The following is a 21,508-nucleotide window of genomic DNA, read 5'->3' on the forward strand; positions in this document are numbered from 1 at the left end:
CACCGTGCCGCAGATCAATAAGCCCTCGATCTCGCGGCACGGTGGACCCCGGAACAAGTCCGGGGTGACGGAGAAAGAGGTGTCTTGGAGGGAGTTTCGCAGAGGTCTCGCTCAAGGCCGGGGCGACGTCGGACCGTTCCAGTCCGCCACGCCCTCGCCGCGAAGGCTGCGCAGGAAGAAGTCGTACTGGCGCTTCATCGCGTAGGGCACCGGGCCGCTGCTGCGTCCCGCGCTATGCTCGCCGTTGGGGATGACCAGCAGGTCGAAGGTCTTGCCCGCCTGGATGAGCGCGTCGGCCACCTGCATCGTCGAGGCGGGATCGACGTTCGAATCCTGCTCGCCGACCACCAGCATCAGCTTGCCCTGCAACTTGCCGGCATGGACCACGCCGGACGCGTCCAGATAGCTCTGGTCGACCGGCCAGCCGAGCCATTGTTCGTTCCAGTCGATCTTGTCCATCCGGTTGTCGAAACACCCGGCATAGGCGACCCCCGCCTTGTAGAAATCGGGGTGGAAGAGGAGCGCGTTGAGCGTGCTCTGCCCGCCGGCTGACCCGCCATAGATGCCGACCCGCGTCGCATCCACCGCCGGGTCCCTGGCGGCCAGCGCCTTGATCCAGGCGATCCGGTCGGGAAAGCCCGAATCGTCCAGGTTCTTCCACGCGACGTCGTGGAACGCCTTGGACCGGTTCGCCGTGCCTATGCCGTCGATCTGCACCACGACGAAACCGAGATCGGCGAGCTGCTGCATCCCCATCACCTTGTCGCCGCCGGCGAAGCCGCCGAACGGCCAGAACGCCTTGGGCACGAAGCTGTCGTGCGGGCCGGCATAGATGTTCTCGATCACCGGATAGCGTTTCGCCGGGTCGAAATCGCGCGGACGCACGACGAGGCCGTAGATGTCGGTGCGTCCGTCGCGCCCCTTGGCGGTGAAGCGTTCGGGGGGGCGGAAGCCGGCGGCGGTGAGCCGCGTGATGTCGCCTTGCTCCAGCGTTTCGATCAGGCGGCCGTCGGCGGCGTCGTGGAGTTCCGTCGTCTCGGGCAGGTCGGTGCGCGAGTAGACGTCGACGTAGCGGGTCATGTCGGGGGAGAAGCGCAGTTCGTGCGTCGCGTCCGCGTGCGTCAGCCGGGTCAGGTTGCGGCCGTCGAAATCGACGCGGAACCATTGTTTGTAATAGGGGTCCTGGCCGGGCACGTAGCCGCCGGCGGAGAACCAGATCCGGCGCCGGTCGTCGTCGACCCTGGCGATGTCGCGGACGGTCCATGATCCTTTCGTGATCCGGCGCTTCACCTTGCCCGTCGCGGCATCCACCAGATAGAGGTGGCGCCAGCCGTCCCGCTCCGACGCCTGGACGATCTCGCGGCCCAGCCCGCCGACATCGTGGCCGAAGATGCGGTCGCGGAACACGAAGGTCGCGGGATCGTCGGAGGCAGCGACATGCGCCGCGCCGGTCTCCGCATCGACCGCGATCGTGCGCGCCTGGCCGAACCCGCGGCGCAGGTAATCGAACGCCACGCTGCGCCCATCCCTCCGCCACGTCAGCTCGGACAGGTGATAGGGATTGGGAAACAGCGTGTCGGCGACGTCGGTCCGGCGCCCGTCGGCGACCGCGAACAGCACCGGCCGCTCCTGATCCACCGCGTCGCCGGGCTTGGGATAGAGTTGCTCCACCAGCTCGGGCTGCACCTTGCCCGGCGGGGAGGAGACGACGCGCGTGACCATGCGGGGATAGCCGGGGCGGACGCGATAGACGGCGAGGTGGCGCCCGTCCGGTGACCAGGCGATCGTCTCGGGATCGTAGAAGTCGCCGGCGCTGCCGTCCTGGCTGCGCCACACCTCCTTGCCGCCGCCGGCCGCGCGGACGACCAGATTGTGATCGACCGCCAGCGCCTCCAGCGTCTTGTCGGGCGAGAGGCGCGGATGGTTGTCGGCGGGCACGCGCAGATCGCGCACGACGCCGAACCCGCGCGGGCGCGGCTGAGGCCCGGGCGGAACGACGGTGCAGACGGCCTGCACCAGCGTGCAGCGTACCCGGTCGTCCTCGATCTGCGCGACGATGGCGGTGCGGTTGTCGGCATAGTCGAACGCGTCGAACGGCAGCCGCAGCGGATCGACCGGCTTGCCGCGGAGCGTCGCCAGCGCGCGGGCGAGCGCGACCGCGTCGAACGCCGGGCGTTTGTCCCCGCCGTCGCGCGCGACATCGACGAAGGCGTAGCCGCCCTCCACCGTCTTGCGATAATGGAAGCGGCGGCCGTCCGCGTCCCAGTCGGGCGGGGTGGCGATGTCGCGGGTCAGCCATTGCCACCGCTCGCGCAGGTCGATCGACGCCTGGATGCGATCCGCGACGCCGGGCTCCTGCGCGGCGGCGATCTGCGACAGGGCGAGGAGCGCCGGCGCCAGCGCGCGCCTCATCGATCGGCACCGATGGTGAAGGCGTAGGTCATGGGCTTGAGCGGTATCCTGTATTGCATGTGCGGCCTGCCATCGAGGTTCCAGCCGGTGTCGCCACCGACGCCGGCCTGGGCCGCGTCGATCATCAGCGTGCCCTGCCCGTGCGGGCGGATGTCGCTGCTGCGCCGCATGGTCGACAGGTCGGAATAGGGGAAGGGCAGGGCGTTGACCGATAGCGGCCGATCCCCCGTCACGCGCACGCCCGGCAACCGACCGCCGGTCAGCGCGATCCAGCGCACGTCCTGCTTGCTGCCCGATTCCTGCGGCCGGGCATAGCCGTGATACTGGTCGGCGAGCGCGCCCTGCCAGATCGCGATCTGCCCGCTCGTCTTGCGGTCGGCATAGGTCTCGTGCGCCCCGCGCCCGTACCAGCGCACCCGGTCGAACGCTTCCGGCGTCCGGAACGTCAGACCGACGCGTAAGGGATCGGGCAGCGTGTCGCGCACCGGCGTGAAAGTCATCTCGGCGTGCACGGTGCCGTCCGCCGCCATCGTCCAGCGGGTGACGGTCTTGACCGATCCGACGCCCATGTCGTGGCGGACGACGATCGCGTCGCCCTCCGCGGCGACGGCGTCGACGCGGCGGTGCTCGGAGAAATGTTTCCACATCGCGTGGCTCTTGGGCACGCCGGTACCCAGGTCGTTGTCGGTCGGCGCCCGCCAGAAATCGGGCGTGCCGCCGGTCAGCAGCGTGGTGCCGCCGCGCGCGTAGCGGCGGACGAGGCCGGTGGCGCGATCGATCTCCAGCGTCGCGCCGCCCGCCGCCAGCGTGAGGGCGTCGGGCGTCTCGGCGGGGAGCACGCCGCGCGCCGCCAGCGGTAATGGCGCCGGCGGTGTCGCGGCGTTCAGCACGAATTGTTCCCAGCCGACGACATGGCCCGCCTCGACCATCGGGATCGCGCCCGCCATCGTCCGCGCGCGCAGGACCAGGATGCGCTCGGCGCCCGCGCGCCGGGCGGGCGGCGGGGTGAAGTCGAGCGGTGCCCGACCGCCCGGCGCCACCACCGGCGTCGGGATCGTGCCGGTCGCGACCGCCCGGCCGTCCTCCATCATGGTCCAGTCCAGGGCGAAGCGTGACAGGTCGATATGGTCGTGGCGGTTCTCGACCACGTAGCCCGGCCGTTCCTGCGCGAACGCGATCGGCGACTGGACCTTGGCGAGCTCGTGATATTCCGGGTCCGGCGTCCGGTCCGACCGGATCACGCCGTCGCCGACCGGGCTGTCGTCGCCGCCCTTGTTGGCGAAGTCGGGCCCTTGCGCGAAATAGTCGCGGCCGTGCTCGTCCTGCCGGATGATCGTCTGGTCGACCCAGTCCCAGACGAAGCCGCCCTGTAATTTGCGATGCGCGCGCATCGTGTTCCAGTAATCGGCGAAATTGCCCAGGCTGTTGCCCATCGCATGGGCGTATTCGCACAGGATCAGCGGCTGGGTCAGTTCCGCCTGCCCGGCATAGTCAACCATCTTGCCGATATCGTCGTACATCGGCGCGAAGATATCGACGTACGCGTTCACCGGGTGCCGCCAGCCGCTCATGCTCCAGCCGAGAAAGCTGACGAGGCGCGACGGATCGCGCGCCTTTACCCATTTGGCGGCGGCCTCGAAACTGGAGCCGATGCCCGTCTCGTTGCCCAGCGACCAGAAGATGATCGAGGGGTGGTTCTTGTCGCGTTCCACCATCCGCTCCACCCGGTCGAGATGCGCAGGCTTCCATTCGGGCTTGTTGCCGAGCAGCACGGAGGGGTCGTCGCCGTTCTGCTGCGAGAGGCTGAGATAGCCGTGACTCTCGATATCGGCCTCGTCCATCACGTACAGGCCGTACTCGTCGGCCAGGTCGTACCAGCGCGGATCATTGGGGTAGTGCGAGGTGCGGACGGCGTTGACGTTCGCCTTCTTCATCAGCTCGATGTCGCGGCGCATCGTCGCCTCCGACACGATGCGGAAGGTCTTGGGATCATGTTCGTGGCGGTTGACGCCGCGGATCATGATGCGGGCGCCGTTGACGCGCACCTCGCCCCCTGCGACCTCCACCGTGCGGAAGCCGATGCGGCGGCTGGTCGCCTCGATCAGGCGGCCCTGCCCGTCGAGCAGTTCGACGAGCAGCGTGTAGAGGTCGGGCGTCTCCGCGCTCCAGCGGCGGACCGCGGGCAGCGTCGCGGCGATCGTCGCCTTGCCCGACGCGACGGCGGTGTCGCGCGTTGCGATCGCGCGGGTGCCGTCCAGCACGGTGGCGCGCACCCGCGTCGCGGCCGGGCCGGCGACGTCGACGTTCAGCGTCAGCCGTCCGTCGCGATAGGCGTTGGCCAGCCCCGCCTCGACCGACAGGTCGCGGATGCGGGTGGCGGGCGCGGCGTAGAGCGTGACGCTGCGCTCGATCCCGTTGACGCGCCAGAAATCCTGATCCTCCAGATAGCTGCCGTCGGCGTAGCGATAGAGTTCGATCGCGACGGTGTTGCGGCCCGGCCGCGCGGCGGCGGTGACGTCGAACTCGGCGGGCAGCTTCGAGTCCTCCGAATAGCCGACGCGGACGCCGTTGACCCAGAGGTAATAGGCCGCGCCCGCCGCGCCCACCGTCAGCAGCAGCCGGCGGCCGGCGAAACGGGCGGGCACGATGAAATCGCGCCGGTATGAGCCGACCTCGTTCAGGCGGTGGTCGATCCAGGGCTGGTTGCGCGGGAACGGGTAGCCGCTGCCGACGAACACCGGCCCGCCGTGGCCCGCGGCCTGCAGGATGCCGGGCACGCGCATCGTGCCCCAGCCGGACACGTCGTAGCCGGGTTGGTAGAAGTCCGTCGGCCGTGCCTCCGGCGTCGGCGACAATCGGAAGCGCCAGTCGCCGTCGAGCGACAGGTGATAGCGCGACCGGCGTACGTCGCGGGACAGGGCAGCGGCGCGACTCTCGAACCCGTCAAAGGTCGCGCACATCGGTTCGGCACCTTGGCGAATCACCTCCGGCCGTTCCCATTCGGCAGGGGCAGGGGCAGGGGCAGGGGCAGGGGCAGGGGCAGGGGCAGGGGCCTGGCCCGTGGCCGGAGCGGCGACGCCCGCGACAAGGAGGGCGATCGTCGTGCGGTACGGGTGCAGGATCATGGTCGGGCTCCGCCACCATCAAGGGCGCGGCGGACCATGACGGTCCACCGCGCCGAACGCCATCAGAACTGGGCGTTGATGCCGACGAACAGGTAGCGGCCGACCACGTCGTACACCCCCGGATAGGTGTTGCCGTTGCCGAACACCGCGAGCAGCCCCTGCGCGATCGCCGGCGGGTCCTTGTCGAACATGTTGTTGACGCCGGCGCGCAGGACGACCTCGTCGGACAGCTTCATCGTGCCGGCCAGGTCGAAATAATTGTAGCTCGGCAGGCGCGCGTTGATGGCGTAGCGCTGGGCGCTGAGGCCGACGATGTCGGTGTTGTTGGTCAGGCTGACCGGGCCGATATAGCGCCAGTTGAGCGACAGCGACGCGAGCTGGCCGATCTCGCTCCAGGTCAGGCGGGCCTGGTGCCGCCATTCGGGCTGCGGCTGCCCGCAGACCGGGCCGAACAGCCCCTTGCAGTCGTACGAGCCGAGCCCCGGCAAGGGCTGCGTGACGAGTTCGTTCAGCCAGGTGCCGGTCGCCGCCGCCGAGAAGCGGCCGATGCCGGTCGGTACCGCGTAGTTGAGCCCCAGATCGATGCCCGAGGTGCGCAGCGACCCGGTATTCTGCGTGGTGGAGATGATGTAGCCGTCCGCCCCGAAGATCGTGCCGGTGCGCGGATCGCGCCGGAACAGGCCGCAGAAGAACGGATCGCCGGTCCGCTGGCACTGGTTGATCGTCTGGAACGGATCGATCGACGAGATATAGTCGCGCACCCGGATGTTGAAATAATCGACCGACAGCGACAGGCGCGGCACGAAGTGCGGCTCGATCACGGCGCCGGCGGTATAGGTGTCCGCCGTCTCCGGCTTCAACGCCAGGTTGCCGCCGAACTGGCCGCTGCACAAGGCGGTGGGACATTCGATGATCCGGCCGTACTGCGCCGCCGTCACGCCGGTCAGCGCGCAAACCTCGCGCGAGGCGGTCGGGCTCGCGCCCGAACAGGGGTCCTGCGCGGACACGTTGCCGACGGAGATCGGGCCGAACAGCTCGCTGACGTTGGGCGCGCGGATCGCGCGGTTGTAGCTGCCGCGCAGCCGCAGGTCGCGAACCGGCGCCCATGACGCTTCGCCCTTGTAGGTCGAGACGCCGCCCGCGGTGGAATAGTCGGAATAGCGATAGCCGCCGGTCAGCGACAGTTCGTGGAAGAACGGCCGGTCCGAGGCGATGGGCACGCGCACCTCGGTAAAGGCCTCCGTCACGTTGAAGCGGCCCTGGCTGTCGCGCGATCCCTTGGCGCGGCCGACATCGTCGAAACGGACCTTCAGGCTTTCCCGGCGATGCTCGGCACCCACCACAAAGGCGATGCCCTGCTCGGCCCAGGGCAGCTTGATGCCGTAGGAGGTCAGGTCGGTGCTGACGGTGCCGGTGAACACCAGCATCTCGTCACGACCGCGCGTGACGGTGGGCACGTAGATATAGTCGAACCCTTCCGCGCTGATGCCGTTCAACCGGAAGATGTCGATCGGGACGCAGGCCGGATCGGTGCCGTCGATCACCGACTTGCACGTCGGCGTGCCGCCGCGGTTGACGACCTGGAGCGCGCGATTGGCGCGGAACGGGTCGATGTCGTTCAGATAGGTGTCGTTACGCAGCACCTGGGCGTAGAGGCCGCTGACGTCGTAGCTGATCCCTTCGGCGATCTTGCCGCGTAGGCCAGCGGAGAAGCGCGCGTCCTTCAGGTTGATGTCGTTGCGCCGCGGCTGTGCCTGGCCGCCGACGGGGCGTGCGCCGATCAGCACGTCCTGCGTGACGTTCGTCCCGAGCGCGGCGCCGCACAGCAACTGCCCCTGCTGTGCGCCGAGCAGCGGATTGTCGCAGTTGATCTGGTAGGGAAAGCCCAGGAACAGCGCCGAGGGCGCGACCTGGGAGAAGGTGTGGTCCTTCATGAACATCGCGCTGCCGTAGATTTCCGCGGCGGGCACGATCTCGTACTTGCCGAACGCGCCGAAGGTGAAGCGTTCGTCGTCGCGCTGGAAGAAGTTCAGCGGCGCATAATTGTAGCGGAAGCTGGAGTCGTACGGCACCCAGGTCTTCTGCCCGTCGCGCGTGTTGTTGAACGCGGTGCCTTCGTTGGGGCCGCTGATCGGTTGGAAGTAGCCGAATTCGTTGTTGATCGATCCGCCGCAGGTGAAGCCGGTGCCCACCGGAGGCGTGCCGGTGAAGACGGGGTCGAGCGCGCAGGCCGACACGTCGCGGTTCGCCTGGTTGATCGGCTGGACGCGGCGATAGCCCAGATAGGTGGTGATGTTGCCCTTGCCGCCGCCGATGTTCTGGCCGAACGCGATGTTGGCGTCGAAGCGCTGGCCGTCGACCGGCGAGGGCAGCGCATTCTGGAACCCGGCGCGGTTGATGAGGCTCCGGCGCTCGTCATTGTCGTTGCGGTGGTTGGCGAGGCCGTATTGCACGTCGCCGCTGAAGCCGTTCAGGTCGTTGCGCATGATGAAGTTGACGACGCCTGAGATCGCGTCGGACCCGTAGACGGCGGATGCGCCGCCCGTCACCACGTCGACCCGGCGGATCAGCGCGGCCGGGATGAAGTTCACGTCGTTGGCCTGCACCGGCAGCATGCGCTGGCCGTTGATGAGGACCAGGTTGCGCTGTGAGCCGAGATTGCGGAGGTTGATCCGCGCGGTGCCGTCGGAGCCGTTGGAGACGTTGTCGTTGGCGTCGGGCGTGACCTGCGGCAGGCGGTTCAGCACGCTCTCGATATTAGTCGCGCCCTGAAGGCGGACCTCCTGCGCGTCCACCGCGGTGATCGGGCTGTTGCTGGCCAGACCGGGTTGCTGGATGCGGGTGCCGGTGACGACGATCGTCTCGTCGGCGGCGGATTCCTCGGGCGTCGGTGTGGTCTGGGCCGATACCGGTTGAACCATCCCCATCGCCAGCGCCGCACCGGCGGCCGTCGCCAGCAGCTTCGTCGACCTTATCATCGTCTGCCCTCCCCATTTATGGTCTGGGCGAAGGCATACCGTATACTTTTATTGGCTGTAAATACCTTATACGGATCGCCTGACGGGAGGCTTGAGCACGAGAAATGCCGCATAACAGCGACTTAGCCGATGCTCGTCGTACGTGCCCGCCAAGAGAATCATCATAGAGGCTCCTCGACCAGGCCGAGTCGAACATCCCGGAGTGCCTGGTCGAGTCCGCCCGCGCGCATTCTATTGCCGAGTTGCCGCCGCGACCTCTCGCTCGGCTTGCACGAAGCCATAAGGCGGTACGATCTCGCCGCTGCGATCGACGACGTCGGACCACTGCGCCTTCACCTTCTCGCCGGCGTCGCGATCGCTGCCGATGAAGACGCCAGTGGTGAGCGTCACGTGAGCGGCGGCGAAATGGCCCGCGCCCGCGCACAGGATCGCCCGTGTCGGGGCGTCCTCTCCCACCAGCGTCAGCAGCGCCGGCGACACGCGCTCGGGCGCGAGCCGTGCCAGCGCCGCCTCGTCCAGCACGCCCTCGGTCATCGCGGTCGCGGCGGTGGGGGCGAGGCAGTTGACGCGGATGCCGTATTTCTCGCCCTCGATCGCCAGCGTCTGCATCAGGCCGACCAGCGCCATCTTCGCCGCGCCGTAGTTCGCCTGGCCGAAATTGCCGTACAGCCCGGACGAGGAGGTGGTCATCACGATGCGCCCGTAACCACGCTCGCGCATCGGCTGCCATACCGCCTTGCTGCAGATCGCGGCGCCGATCAGGTGCACGTCGACCACCGCACGGAAATCGTCCAGCGTCATCTTGGCGAAGCTCTTGTCGCGCAGGATGCCCGCATTGTTGACGAGGATGTCGACGCGATCCCAGCGGGACAGCACCGCCTCCACCATGGCGCCCACCGCGTCCTCGTCGGTGACGGAACCGGCGAAGGAGGTGGCGGTGCCCCCGCTCGCCTCGATCTCCGCGGCGACCTGCGCCGCGGCCTCGGCCGACACGTCGTTGACCACGACCCTGGCACCCTTGCCGGCGAGATAGAGCGCGTGCGCGCGTCCCAGCCCGCCTCCGGCGCCCGTGACGATCGCCGTCCGTTCTTGCAGCATCACCCTCTCCTTCATTCGCTAACACGATAGCGAATGATTGGCATGATGCAACGGCGCTCCAGCGCTCCTTAGGTGCAGATCGAGCGGAAGCCTGCGGCCATGAAGGTGGCCATGACTTCCTTGACCGCGACGAAGTCGTCCGAGCGGCACAGCCCGCCCGACAGCTTGTCGATCCGCCCCGTCCGCGCGAGCGTCAGCATCAGCGAGCCGGTGACGAAGTGATACCCCCAGAAGATGCGCTCCTCCGGACAGTCGGGCAGGGCGCGTTTCAGCAGCGCGATCAGCCGCAGCACCACGGGATCGAAATGCTGGTCCATCAGGTCGGCGCCCCATTCGGGCGTGTTGGCGACCTGCGCCCCCAGCTTGGCGTAATTCCGCCAGCCCTCGCCCCCGTCGATATAGGTGTCGAGATCGGTGTCGAGGAACGCGTGCAGCGCTCCTTCCACCGTCGGCGCATCGCCGGCCGCGGCCTCGTAATCGTCGAGCGCCTTCATCCGCCGCTCGCTGGTGACGGCGGCACGGCGCGAGAAGACGGCGTCGAACAGCGCCTTCTTGTCGGTGAAATAATAGTTCAGCAGCGTGTGATGGACGCCGACCTGCTTGGCCACGTCCTTGAAGGTCACGCCGTGCAGTCCGTGTTTGGAGAAGAGCTCCTCCGCGGCATCGAAGATCTGCTCCATCGTCTCGGCGCGCTGGTCTGCCTTGCGCGAGCGTCTGGCGGGTTTGTCGGTCTGCGTCACGCGCCATCACTCCGGCGTTCCGGCGCAAGCGTCAACCCGTGCGGATATATTCACGCGCGTGAGAGTGTGCATTGACAGCCTCGCGCGGCTGCATCATCCTCGCCCCATACACCACGACACGTGGGAGAGGAACATGGCGGTCGTCGGCAGCGCGGTGCATCCCGCGACGGAACCCGGAAGAGGCGCGGCACGCGTGACGCGATCGCCCGGCATCGTGCTGGCGATGCTGACCTTCGTGTACGTCCTCAACTTCCTCGACCGGCAACTGCTCGGCATCCTCGCCAAGCCGATCCAGGACTCGCTCAATATCACCGACGGGCAATTGGGGCTGATCGGCGGCCTCTATTTCGCGATGTTCTACTGCTTCATCGCGATCCCGGTCAGTTGGCTCGCCGATCGCACCAGCCGCGTCGGCGTGCTGACGGTCGCCTGCGCGATCTGGAGCGCCGCGACGATCGCGTGCGGCCTGTCGCGCACCTACCCCCAACTCGTCGTCGCGCGGATGGCGGTGGGCTTCGGCGAGGCGGGCGGGGTGCCGCCGTCCTACGCGCTCATCACCGACACGTTCGCGCCGGGCAAGCGCGGCGTGGCGTTCGGCATCTACAATCTCGGGCCGCCGATCGGCGCGGCGCTCGGCATCGCGCTGGGCGCGTCGATCGCGGCGATGTTCGACTGGCGCGACGCGTTCGTGTTCATCGGCGTGGTCGGGATCGTCGCCGCGGCCGCTTTGCCCTTCGTCGTGCCGGAGCCCGGACGCGGCGCCGCCGACACCGAGGCCGGGGCCGCCGCATCGGTCGACAAGGCGCCGTTCTGGGCGACGCTGCGCACCTTCTTCGCCAATCCGGTGATGACGCTCGCCGCACTCGGCAGCGGCGCGACGCAGTTCGTCACCTACGGCCTGGGCAATTTCGCGGTGCTGTTCCTGATCCGCGAGAAGGGGATGACGCTGCCGCAGATCGCGATCTGGTACGCGGTGGCGATCGTCATCGGCATGGGCGGCGGCATGGTCGCCTCGGGACGGATCATCGACCGTTTCTCGCGTGGGTCGCGCCGGGTGTTCGCGATCGCGCCGGCGGTGTCGCTGGCGGTGGCCGCGCCCTTCTACCTCGCCTTCGTCTGGGCGCCGGGCTGGCCGGTGGCGCTGGCGCTGCTGACGGTGGTGATGTTCTTCAACTATTTCTACCTCTCCTGCTCGGTGACGCTGGTGCAGGAGGAGGCGGCGCCCAACCAGCGCGTGCTCGCCGGTGCGCTGCTGCTGCTGGTGATGAACTTCATCGGCCTGGGGCTGGGGCCGACCTGGGTGGGCTGGGCGAGCGACCGGTTCGCCGCGGCCGGCCACGCCAATCCGCTCCAGCTCTCGCTCACTACCCTTGCCCCCTTCTACGTCGTCGCGATCGGGCTGTTCCTGCTCCTCGCGAGGACGCTCCGCCGACAGGAGACACGCGCATGAAGACGTTCCCGGCCCTGATCGCCGTCGCCCTGGCGGGCATCGCGGCGCCGCTCGCCGCGCAGACCGGCCCGGTGGTCGACGCGCCCGCCGGCCGCGTTCGCGGCACCAGCGACGCCGACGTCCGCGTCTTCCGCGGCATCCCCTACGCCGCGGCGCCGGTCGGCCGGGGGCGATGGCAGCCCCCGGTGCCGCTGCCGCGCTGGCAGGGCGAGCGGGCGGCGACCGATTTCGGCCCCGCCTGCGTCCAGCCGCCGGTGCCCGCGGCCTCCGTCTATGCGAGCCCGCCGATGCCGATGAGCGAGGATTGCCTGTCGCTCAACGTCTGGGCGCCCGCGAACGCGCGGGGCGCGCCGGTGATGGTCTGGATCCACGGCGGCGCGCTCCTCACCGGATCGAGCCGCGAGCCGATGTACGACGGCCGCAAGCTCGCCGAGCGCGGCATCGTCGTGGTGTCGATCAATTATCGGCTGGGCGTGCTCGGCTGGCTCGCGCATCCGTGGCTCAGCCGCGAGAACAGGCAGCGCGCGTCGGGCAATTACGGGCTGCTCGACCAGATCGCGGCGCTGACCTGGGTACGCGACAACGTTGCCGCGTTCGGCGGCGATCCGAAGGCGGTGACGATCGCGGGCGAATCCGCCGGCGGGCTGAGCGCGCTCTACCTGATGACGTCGCCGGCGGCGCGCGGCCTCTTCCGGCAGGCGATCGCGCAGAGTTCCTACATGATCTCGATGCCCGAGCTGCGCCGCAGCGTCTTCGGCATGCCCCCAGGCGAGGGCGGCGGCGAGCTGTTGAGCGGCGCGTTGCAGGCGCCCGACCTCGCGTCGCTGCGCGCGGTGGACGCGCAAGCGCTGACCAACCAGGCGGCCAAGCTAGGCTTCGCGCCGTTCGGCGTGGTCGACGGCGCGGTGCTGCCGCAGCAGATGGTCGACGCGTTCGATCGCGGCGAGCAGGCGCGGGTGCCGGTCCTCGCCGGCTTCAACCAGGGCGAGATCCGCTCGCTGCGCGTGCTCGCGCCCAAGCCGCCGGCGGACGCCGCGACCTACGAGCGCGAGATCGGGAAACGCTACGGCGATCTCGCCCCGGCGTTCCTGCGCCTCTACCCCGCCGCCGACTATCCGGAGAGCATTCTGGCGACGACGCGCGACGCGCTCTACGGCTGGACGGCGGAGCGCGTCGTCCGCAAGCAGGCGGCGCTCGGCCTGCCGTCGTACCTCTACCTGTTCGACCACGGCTATCCCGCTGCCGACGAGGCGGGGCTCCACGCCTTTCACGCCAGCGAACTGGCATTCGTGTTCGGCACGGCGGACCGGACACAGGCGAACTGGCCCAAGGTACCCGACACCGCCGGCGAGCGGGCGCTGTCCGACGCGATGATCGATTACTGGACGAGCTTCGTGAAGGACGGCAAGCCCGTCGCCCGCGCGGCGCCCACCTGGCCCGCTTATGCGGCGGATCGTGGCTACATGGATTTCGGTGCGACGCCCGAGGTGAAGCGCGACCTGATGCCCGGCATGTTCGCGCTCAACGAGCAGGTGATGTGCCGGCGCCGCGCCACCGGCAGGATCGGCTGGAACTGGAACGTCGGGCTCGCCGCGCCGGCGCTGCCGCCGGCGGCACCGGGTTGCTGATCCGCCGGCCTCGCGCCTGATCGATGTTCAGCATGGCGGGTATGCACGTCACCATTCTTGCACCCCGGCGAAGGCCGGGGCCCAGGTGGGGGACGCGCGTGGCTGGACGGTGCACGTCCTCCGATTGGCTTTCCCGCCTGGGTCCCGGCGTCCGCCGGGGAGGCTGAAGAAGCTCGATCCCGCCTTCAGGCCGGTTCGGTGGCGAGCAGCCCTCGCGCGTAATCCGCGCGCAACCGCTGCTTGTCGATCTTGCCCGTCGCGGCGAGCGGCATCGCGCCGACGGTCGCGACCTGGTCGGGAATCCACCAGTCGGCGACCTTGCCGCGCAGCAGCCCCAGGAGCAGGCCGGGCTCTTCCGCCGCCTCGCCCTCGATCACCAGCACCGGCCGCTCGCCCCAGCGCGGATCGGGCCGGGCGATCACCGCGACGTGGCGGACGGACGGATGCGCGCCGACGATCGCCTCGATCTCGGCCGGGTTGATCCACTCGCCGCCCGATTTGATGAGGTCCTTGGCACGGCCGCAGATCGACAGGTTGCCGGCCGCGTCGATGGTGGCGAGGTCGCCCGTGTCGAAATAGCCGTCCGCATCGAGCGCGTCCTCCTCGGCGCCGTAATATCTGTCGAGCACGCTCGCGCCGCGCACCTTCAAATGCCCCAACGTGCCACGCTGTTCGGCCAAGGTCCGGCCGTCGGCGTCGGTCAGCTTGAGGTCCAGCCCCACCGGCGGCCGCCCGGCCGATCCCGACGGTCCGGGTGGTGCGGTCGCCGGCGCCATGGTGCCGATCGGCGACAGCTCGGTCATGCCCCAGCTCGTCTGCACCCGTGCGCCGAGCCGCGTCCGCAGCCGCTCGAGCAGCGCGTCGGGGCAGCTCGACCCGCCGATGATGACCCGCTCCAGCCCGGGCAGATCCTCACCCGTGCGGTCGAGATGGTCGACCAGGCCGAGCCACACGGTCTGCACGCCGACCGCGACGGTCACGCCCTCGTCGCGGATCAGCCGCGCCAGGCTGGCGCCGTCGAGATGGCGGCCGGGCAGCACCAGCTTGGTCCCCGCCGCCGGCGCCGCGAAGGGCAGGCCCCAGCCGTTGGCGTGGAACATCGGCACCGCCAGCAGCAGCACGTCGCGCGCCGTCAGCCCGACCGCGTCCGCCTGCAACGCACGCAGCGTGTGGAGGTAGTTGGACCGGTGCGTGTAGAGCACGCCCTTCGGCCGCCCCGTCGTGCCGGAGGTGTAGCAGAGCCCGGCCGGCGCCTCCTCCGCGAAGTCGCCCCACGCGGCGGGCGCGCCATGGTCGGCCAGCAGCGCCTCGATCGCGATCGCCTCGCCGTGATCGGCGGATGCGTCGCCGTCGAGCACCACCACCCGGCATTCGCCGGCGCAGAGCGGCAGCACCTGCGCGAGCAGCGGCATCAGGTCGGCGGCGACCGCCAGGATGCGGTCGTCCGCCTCGTCGATCATCGCGGCGAGCTGCGCGGGCGTGAGCCGCGGGTTGAGCGTGTGGCACACGCCGCCCGCGCCCATCACGCCGTAATAGACCTCCAGATGATCCCGCGTGTTCCACGCCAGCGTGCCGACCCGGTCGCCAAGCTTCATGCCGAGCATGGCGAGCGCCCCCGACAGCCGGTTGGCGCGGTCGCGCAAGCCCGCATAGCCGGTGCGCGCGACCACCTCGCCCTTCTCCGCCCACACCACCTGATGGTCGCCGAACCATTTGGCGGCATGGTCGAGGAACTTGTCCACCGTCAGGCCGAAGCGCTGCATGGCCGTCAGAACGCCTTGAGCAGCTTGACCCCGTACTGCCGCGGCGGTCCCGCGAAGTAGAGGTTGCTGTTAAGCGCGCCGGGATAATGCTGGTTGGTCAGGTTGTTGGCATAGCCCGTCACCGTCACGCTACCCTTGGTGAAGGCGATCTGCGCGTTGAGGATGTTGCGGTCCTCCAGCCGGTCGCCGCGGGTGGGATTGGCGAACAGCGTCGCCCACTGCTTGCCGACATGGCCGAAATTCGCCCGCGGGGTCAGCGTCGCGCCGCCGCCCAGGTCGATCTCGTACGACGCGCCGGCGTTGAAGGTGAAATTGGGCGCGTAGGTCTGGTCGTTGCCGGTCAGGTTGCGGCACGTCGCGGAGGCGGGACCGGTGGTCGGATCGCACGGCGTCAGGCTCAGCGTGCCGCGCTGGTCGACCGCGAAGAAGCGGCCGATCTCGCTGTGCAGCACGTTGATGCCGGCATCGAGGTTGAGCCGCCCGAACTGCGCCTGCACCTCCGCCTCGAAGCCGTAGATCTTGGTGGTGCCGGGCACGTTGATCTGCAGCCCGAACACCGGCAGCGCCGGATTGGCGATGATGACCTGGAAATCGTCGTAGGAATTGTAGAAGCCGCTGATCGTGGTGCGGATGCGGCGATTGGCGAAGCTGCCCTTCCACCCCGCCTCGTAGGAGGTGACGGTCTCTTCGCGGAAGAAGTCCGGCGCCGGGATGCCGACGGGCGGATTGAGCCCGCCCGGTTTGAAGCCCGTCGCGACGAAGGCGTACAGGTAATGGTTCCTGTTCGCCTCCCAGCCGAGCGACGCCTTGTAGGAGAAATTGTCGGAGGTCGTCTTCTGATCGGCGTTCAGCGGCGTGCCGAACTGCAAGATCTGGATGTCGTTGATGCTGCGGCTGGCGGTGTAGCGACCGCCGACTTCCGCCTTCAAGGCCGGCGTGATCGCGAAGCCGAGCTGGCCGAACGCGGCGAGCGAGCGGTTGGGATTGGTGCCCTGCAACCGGTACTCGCTGGCGGGGCCGGGAGCCGAGGAATTGTCGCTGACGAACTGGAACGGCGACAGGAATTCATATTTGTTCCAGATGCCGAACACGCCTGCCAGGTAGCTGACCCGCGACGTATCGGGGGAGATCAGCGTCAGTTCCTGCGAGAACTGGCGCTCGTCGACACTGTCGAAGAACGTCCGGTCGGCGGTGGCGGGCGTCAGCCGCGCGGTGCCGTCCAGGTCGGCGCGGTACTTGGTATTGCCCCAGGAATAGCCGCTGACCGAGCGCAATTGCAGGCCGCCGTCGAACTCGTAGTTGATGCGCAGGATCGTGCGCCAGAACTTGTCGCGCGCCTCCTGCGGCGCGTTCAGCGACACGTCGAACAGGTCGCTATACTGCGTCAGCGCGGGCACGCCGACCGGGCGGTAGTTCTGGTACGGGCTGGCGACGTAGGCGCCCATGTCGAGATAATCGACGTCGGTCTTTGACAGGATCGACAGCTGCGACGTCGGTTTCCACAGCAGGCTGAACCGGCCCGCCAGGTGGCGCTGGTCGCCGTTGTTGCCGGTATAATCGGTGCCGTTCGGCCCGGTGATGTCGTAGAAACCGTCGCGGCGCAGGCCGTAGATCGCGGCGCGCGCGGCCAGCGTGTCGTTCACCGGAATGTTGACCGCGCCCTGGGCACCCAGTTCCGAGTAATTGCCGACGCTCGCCTGGACGTAGCCCTTGTAGCCGCCGCCGATGATTGGATCGTTGCTGTTGACGAACACCGCGCCGCCGGTCGCGTTCTGGCCGACGATCGTGCCCTGCGGCCCGCGCAGCACCTGGATGTTGGCGACGTCGTAATAGGGTTCCTGCTGGAAATAGCCCGGAAAGGTCGGCACGCCGTCGCGATAGGTGATGACGCCGGTGGCGGTCTGGGTGTTGTGCTCGCCCTTGCCGATGCCGCGGACGTTGAAGTCGATGCCCTGGCCGAAATTGTTGACCACGATGCTGGGCGAGGCGAACTGGAGCGCGTCGACGTTGGCGACGCCCTTGTTGGCGAGGTCGGTGCCCGACAGCACCGATCCGGACAGCGGCGTGGTCTGGAGATTCTCGTTGCGGCGGCGGGCGGTGACGATGATCTCGCCCTGCTCGGGCGCGGAGCTCTCGGCCTGCTCGGTCGAGGCGCCCGGATCGGCGGGCGGGGTCTGCGCGGCGGCACCCCCGGCGCTCCACAGCGCGACAGCAGACACACCGATCCAGCACGAACGAAGCCGCATAAACCCCTCCAATGTTCTCGGCGCTCTTCGGCGCTGCGGCACGATTCGTGCCTCAACGACCACGGCTTTGCAAGATTAATTATCTCGCGAGTGAGCGAACCTCGTCTACCGGTGGACTGCCTGCCGGTGTGGCCCGGTTACGCGGCGAGGGCGCGACCGCGGAGCATGGCGACGAGGTCGGATGCGGGCAGCGGCCGACCGATGAGATAGCCCTGCGCCATGTCGCAGCCGGCGTCGCGCAGAAAGGCGAGACAGCCCTCGTCCTCGATCCCCTCGGCGACGACCTTGAGCCCGAGGTCGTGCGCGAGTTCGATGGTCGAGCGGACCATCAGCCCGTCGGATCGATTCACATGCGCGTGCTGCACGAAGCTGCGGTCGATCTTGAGTTCCGACAAGGGCAGCTGGCGCAGGTAGGTGAGCGTCGACTGGCCGGTGCCGTAATCGTCCATCGACACCGCGATCCCGCGTTGGCGGTAACGGCCGAGGTTGGCGGCGGCCTGAAGCGGGTCGGCAAGGGTCGCCGATTCGGTGACCTCGAAGATCAGCGTGGCGGGAGGAACGAGGCGGCGATTGAGGATGCGGTCAACGGCGGCGGCGAAATCGGGTTCGGCGATCAGCATCGCGGACAGATTAACCGCGGCGGTGAGGTCGAGCCCGCCGCTCCGCCAGCGCGCGAGGTCGGTGATGACCTGCTCGAGGACGAAGAGGGTGAGCGTCGCGATACGGTCGGATTGTTCGGCAAGCGGGATGAACAGGTCGGGCCGGACCATGCCGCGCTCCGGGTGGCGCCAGCGGACCAGCGCCTCCACGCTGGAGATGCGGTCGTCGTGGAGCGAGAGTTTGGGTTGGTAGTGGACCTCGATCTGGCCGGCGGCGATCGCGTGGTCGAGCTCGCCCATCAAAACGAGGCGGCGCTCGAGCGCCTCGGCGTCGACGCTGCCGTGGCGCCAGAAGGTGCCGGTGGCGGCCGCCTCGTCGGCGGCGCGGCACGCCTCGACCAGGCGATCGTGGACGGCCCCGTCGGCGCCCGACAGGCCGAGGTGAACGGCGGCGTCGGTGCGGCGGCCGAGGAGTTCGACCGGCTGGGTGAGGACGGCGCGGAGGCTGGCGAAATACTCGTCCCAATCGTCGGCGGCGGTGGCGAGTTCGACCGCGAGGCGGCGGTCGCCGAGGCGGTAGACGGTGCCACCGCCGGCGAGGCGGAGACGATCGGCGATGCGCAGCACGAGGTCGTCGCCCGCGCGCTGGCCGAGCAGGGTGAGCAGCGCGTCGTAATTGCCGAGTGTCGCGGCGAGGAGCGGGACCGGCGAATGCTGATCGAGATCGCGGACGAGCGCGGCCCGATTGGGAAGCCCGGTCGCCTCGTCGAAGCAGCGCTGGCGCTCGAAACGGGCGCGAAGGTGGAGCGCGGCGCGACCGATCGCCACCACGACGAGGAACCCGAGCGCAGAACCGAGCGGGTAAGCGGTGAGCAGCGCGCCGCGCGCCCACACCGCGGCGGCGAACAGCGCGATCGGCGCGGCAATGGCGGCGACCGCCGCCCCCCGCGGCGAGCGGAGGAGCAGGACCGGCGCGGCAAGGAGGAGCGCGAGGAGCACCGCGAGCGTCGCGTCGCCCTCGGTCGGCACGCCGGGGAAGAGGCTCTCGACCGCGAGCGCCTGGACGATGACGCCTGGGACGACGCCCCAGTGCGGGATGGCGTAGCGGTCGCCCATCTCGATCGCGGTGGCGCCGATCAGCACGTCGCGACCGCGAACGACGGCGGGATCGAAGCGGCCGTGCTCCACCGCGACGAAGCTGAGGCGCGGGAGGAGGCGGTGATCGATGCCGGCGTCGAGCGGGAAGAACTGGTCGGCGGCGCCCGAGCGGTGGGCGATGTACGCCGACAAGGACGGACGCGGGGTGTCGGCGGTAACCGTGCCGAGCGGCGCGCGGCGGACGATGCCGTCGGTGTCGGGCTGCATGCTGACCGAGGCGAGCGCGACGTGCGGGCGGAAGGCGGGGAGCGGCAGCGCGTCGATCCGGCGGGTGTCCCCCGCCCTTGTCCCCGCCGCCTGCGCGAAGGTCGGCAGCGCGACGATGCCGTCGGTGCGGGCGAGCGCGCGCGCCATCGCGGCGTCGCCGGCCCTGGTCGAGGGCGTCGATAGATCGACGTCGAAGGTGATCGAGGCGGCGCCGGCGCGGCGCAGCCGGTCGATGACCGCGGCGTAATGCTCGCGCGGCCACGGCCAGCGGCGGATCTCCGCGACGCTGGTGGCGTCCATCTCGACCACCAGCAGCCGGCCGCTGGGCGCGTGGACCGACGCGGCGGCGCGCCAGGGGTCGAGCGATCGGTCGATCCGCTCGCCCAGGCCGGTAAGGCCGAGCAGCGCCGCGGTGAAGAGCGCGAGCGCGACGACGAGCGCGCGACCGGCGGGGCGGAACGCGATGCGCCTCATCAGAAGGTGCGCGACACGCGCAGCGAGATACGCGGGCGGCGGTCGCCGGTGTCGAAACGGTCCTGGTTGAGCGGCAGCGCGATCTCCACCATCCCGTCGAGCTTGCCGGTGCCCGCGCGCAGGCCGACGCCCGTCGAGGCGAGCGTGCCGCCGCCGAAGCCGTCGCGCAGATTGTCCACCGTGCCGCCGTCGACGAAGCCGTAGAACTGGGTACGGTCGATCACCCCGCGCAGGATGCCGCCGGTGTCGGCGCGCAGCTCGGCCGAGCCCATGATGCCGATGTCGCCGGTCCGCTCGGCATAGTCGTAGGCGCGGCCGAAGCCGGGGCCGCCGAGACCGATCTCGGCCGTGGCGAGCAGCGGGCGCGAGGCGAGCTGGCCGGCGGAGGCGAGGACGATGCTCACCGACTTGGTGATCCGCGCCGTCCAGTCGACCTGGAAGGTGCCGGTGACGAAGTGACCGTCGCCGTCGGGACGCGAGATGCGCGGGTCGCCCTCGCGCGTTGCGCCGGCGAAGGGCAGCCCGACCGCGGTCGACAGCTCGCCGTGGAAGACGCCGCCCGCGAGGGTCGACAGGCCACTGAGCGACCCGGTCAACGTCGCCAGCCGGTCGCGGCGGAGCAGCTGCCCGGACAGCGTCTGCTCCACCGAGACGACACGGAACTCGGCCCCCGCCCACAGGCTGGCGCTGCGGCGGCGATGGAGCGGGCGTGCGTAGGTGACGGCGAGGTCGCCGCTGTCGCCGACCACGTCGAGCGCGCGCAGCGCCGCGCCGGGATTGGAGCGGCCGAGTGATCCGGAGACCGACAGCACCGCGCCGCCCGCGTCGACGGGCGCGCTGTAGCGCGCGCGGACGAAGGCGAACTCGCTCGGTTGCAGCGGCGTCTGCGCGACGATCAGTCCGAGCTCGTCACCGTCGCCCGCGAGGTTGCGGAGGCTGCCGAGCACCGTCGAGCGGACCGGGCCGACCTCGTCGCTGCCGCGGTTGTCGACCTGCGCGTAGGCGCTGGCGCGGTCCTGATCGATCGTGACGAGGAGGATGCCGAAGCCGTCCTGGACGGCGTAGCGCGTCTCCTTGACCCGAACGCCGGGCAGATCGCCGACGAGGAGCAGCGCGCGTTCGAGCGCCGCTTGCGTCACGGGGCGCCCGCCCGTGAGTGCGCGGACCAGGATCGCGTCGGCCGCGGTGTTGCGGGCGCCGATCACGCGCACCGCGTCGATCTTGCCCGGATCGACGGTGACGCGGAGTACGCCGCCCGTCATCGCTTGCGCGCCGATCGAGGCGGTGGCGAAGGGATAGCCGCGCGCGCGAACGACGCCGGCGATCGCGGTGGCGAACCTGCCGAGTTCGGCGCGGTCGAGCTCGCGTCCGACGACGGGCGCGATCACGGCGGCGTAGGCGGACGCGTCGACGCCGTCCACACCCGCCACGGTGACCGCCGTAACCATGGCGGTGCGGGTGGCATCGCCGGCGACCACCGCATCGTCGACCGCGACCTGGCTGGGACGGGCGACCTCGGGACGCTCCAGATTGGGGCGCGGCAATGCCTGCTCGGTGATCGTCGGGTCGGCGCGATCCAGAATGACCTGCGCGCCCGCGGGCGATGCCAGCGACATGGCAACGGCGCCGA

General features: G+C 69.6%; 11 protein-coding genes. 2 read left to right on the top strand and 9 right to left on the bottom strand.

The annotated features are described in order from the left end of the window. Window positions 1-111: 111 nt before the first annotated feature. The 5 genes from BM145_RS05660 to BM145_RS05680 form a co-directional block, all read right to left on the bottom strand. Entirely contained in the window at window positions 112-2,412 is a 2,301-nt protein-coding gene (locus tag BM145_RS05660) for a S9 family peptidase (protein ID WP_093332373.1), read from the bottom strand. After that, window positions 2,409-5,537 carry a glycoside hydrolase family 2 TIM barrel-domain containing protein gene (locus BM145_RS05665; RefSeq protein WP_093332374.1) on the bottom strand — a complete coding sequence of 1,043 codons (3,129 nt, stop codon included), beginning with the start codon at window positions 5,535-5,537 and terminating at the stop codon, window positions 2,409-2,411. The genes BM145_RS05660 and BM145_RS05665 overlap by 4 nt, the downstream gene beginning before the upstream one ends. 62 nt (window positions 5,538-5,599) lie before the next feature. Beyond that, on the bottom strand, window positions 5,600-8,515 hold the full coding sequence (locus tag BM145_RS05670; RefSeq protein ID WP_093332376.1) for a TonB-dependent receptor domain-containing protein: 2,916 nt from the start codon (window positions 8,513-8,515) through the stop codon (window positions 5,600-5,602). Between the two features lie 231 nt (window positions 8,516-8,746). Next, window positions 8,747-9,613, bottom strand: a complete 867-nt coding sequence (locus BM145_RS05675; RefSeq protein WP_245739100.1) for an SDR family NAD(P)-dependent oxidoreductase — start codon at window positions 9,611-9,613, stop codon at window positions 8,747-8,749. Window positions 9,614-9,681: 68 nt separating this feature from the next. Continuing rightward, window positions 9,682-10,353, bottom strand: coding sequence for a TetR/AcrR family transcriptional regulator (locus BM145_RS05680; RefSeq protein ID WP_245739101.1), 672 nt, complete (start codon window positions 10,351-10,353; stop codon window positions 9,682-9,684). 193 nt (window positions 10,354-10,546) lie between these two features. Between BM145_RS05680 and BM145_RS05685 the strand changes: the two genes are divergently transcribed. Both BM145_RS05685 and BM145_RS05690 read left to right on the top strand, forming a co-directional pair. Further along, window positions 10,547-11,803 carry a spinster family MFS transporter gene (locus BM145_RS05685; protein WP_245739102.1) on the top strand — a complete coding sequence of 419 codons (1,257 nt, stop codon included), beginning with the start codon at window positions 10,547-10,549 and terminating at the stop codon, window positions 11,801-11,803. Beyond that, window positions 11,800-13,431, top strand: a complete 1,632-nt coding sequence (locus tag BM145_RS05690) for a carboxylesterase/lipase family protein (protein WP_093332379.1) — start codon at window positions 11,800-11,802, stop codon at window positions 13,429-13,431. Before BM145_RS05685 ends, BM145_RS05690 begins: the two co-directional genes overlap by 4 nt. Window positions 13,432-13,616: 185 nt before the next feature. Here BM145_RS05690 and BM145_RS05695 read toward each other — a convergent pair whose 3' ends face one another. The 4 genes from BM145_RS05695 to BM145_RS05710 all read right to left on the bottom strand — a co-directional run bounded on the left by BM145_RS05695 (window position 13,617) and on the right by BM145_RS05710 (window position 21,494). Beyond that, window positions 13,617-15,194 (bottom strand): AMP-binding protein, encoded by a 1,578-nt coding sequence (locus BM145_RS05695; RefSeq protein WP_093332380.1) that lies wholly within the window; start codon window positions 15,192-15,194, stop codon window positions 13,617-13,619. Window positions 15,195-15,199: 5 nt separating this feature from the next. After that, window positions 15,200-17,440, bottom strand: coding sequence for a TonB-dependent receptor (locus BM145_RS05700; protein WP_093332381.1), 2,241 nt, complete (start codon window positions 17,438-17,440; stop codon window positions 15,200-15,202). A 137-nt stretch (window positions 17,441-17,577) separates the two neighbouring features. Beyond that, window positions 17,578-19,878, bottom strand: a complete 2,301-nt coding sequence (locus tag BM145_RS05705) for a putative bifunctional diguanylate cyclase/phosphodiesterase (RefSeq protein ID WP_093332382.1) — start codon at window positions 19,876-19,878, stop codon at window positions 17,578-17,580. Then, complete coding sequence (locus tag BM145_RS05710; protein ID WP_093332383.1) at window positions 19,878-21,494, bottom strand: ShlB/FhaC/HecB family hemolysin secretion/activation protein; 1,617 nt, start codon at window positions 21,492-21,494, stop codon at window positions 19,878-19,880. The genes BM145_RS05705 and BM145_RS05710 overlap by 1 nt, the downstream gene beginning before the upstream one ends. Between the last annotated feature and the right edge of the window lie 14 nt (window positions 21,495-21,508).

Source organism: Sphingomonas rubra, assembly GCF_900115745.1.
GTDB classification, from domain to species: Bacteria; Pseudomonadota; Alphaproteobacteria; order Sphingomonadales; family Sphingomonadaceae; genus Sphingomonas; species Sphingomonas rubra.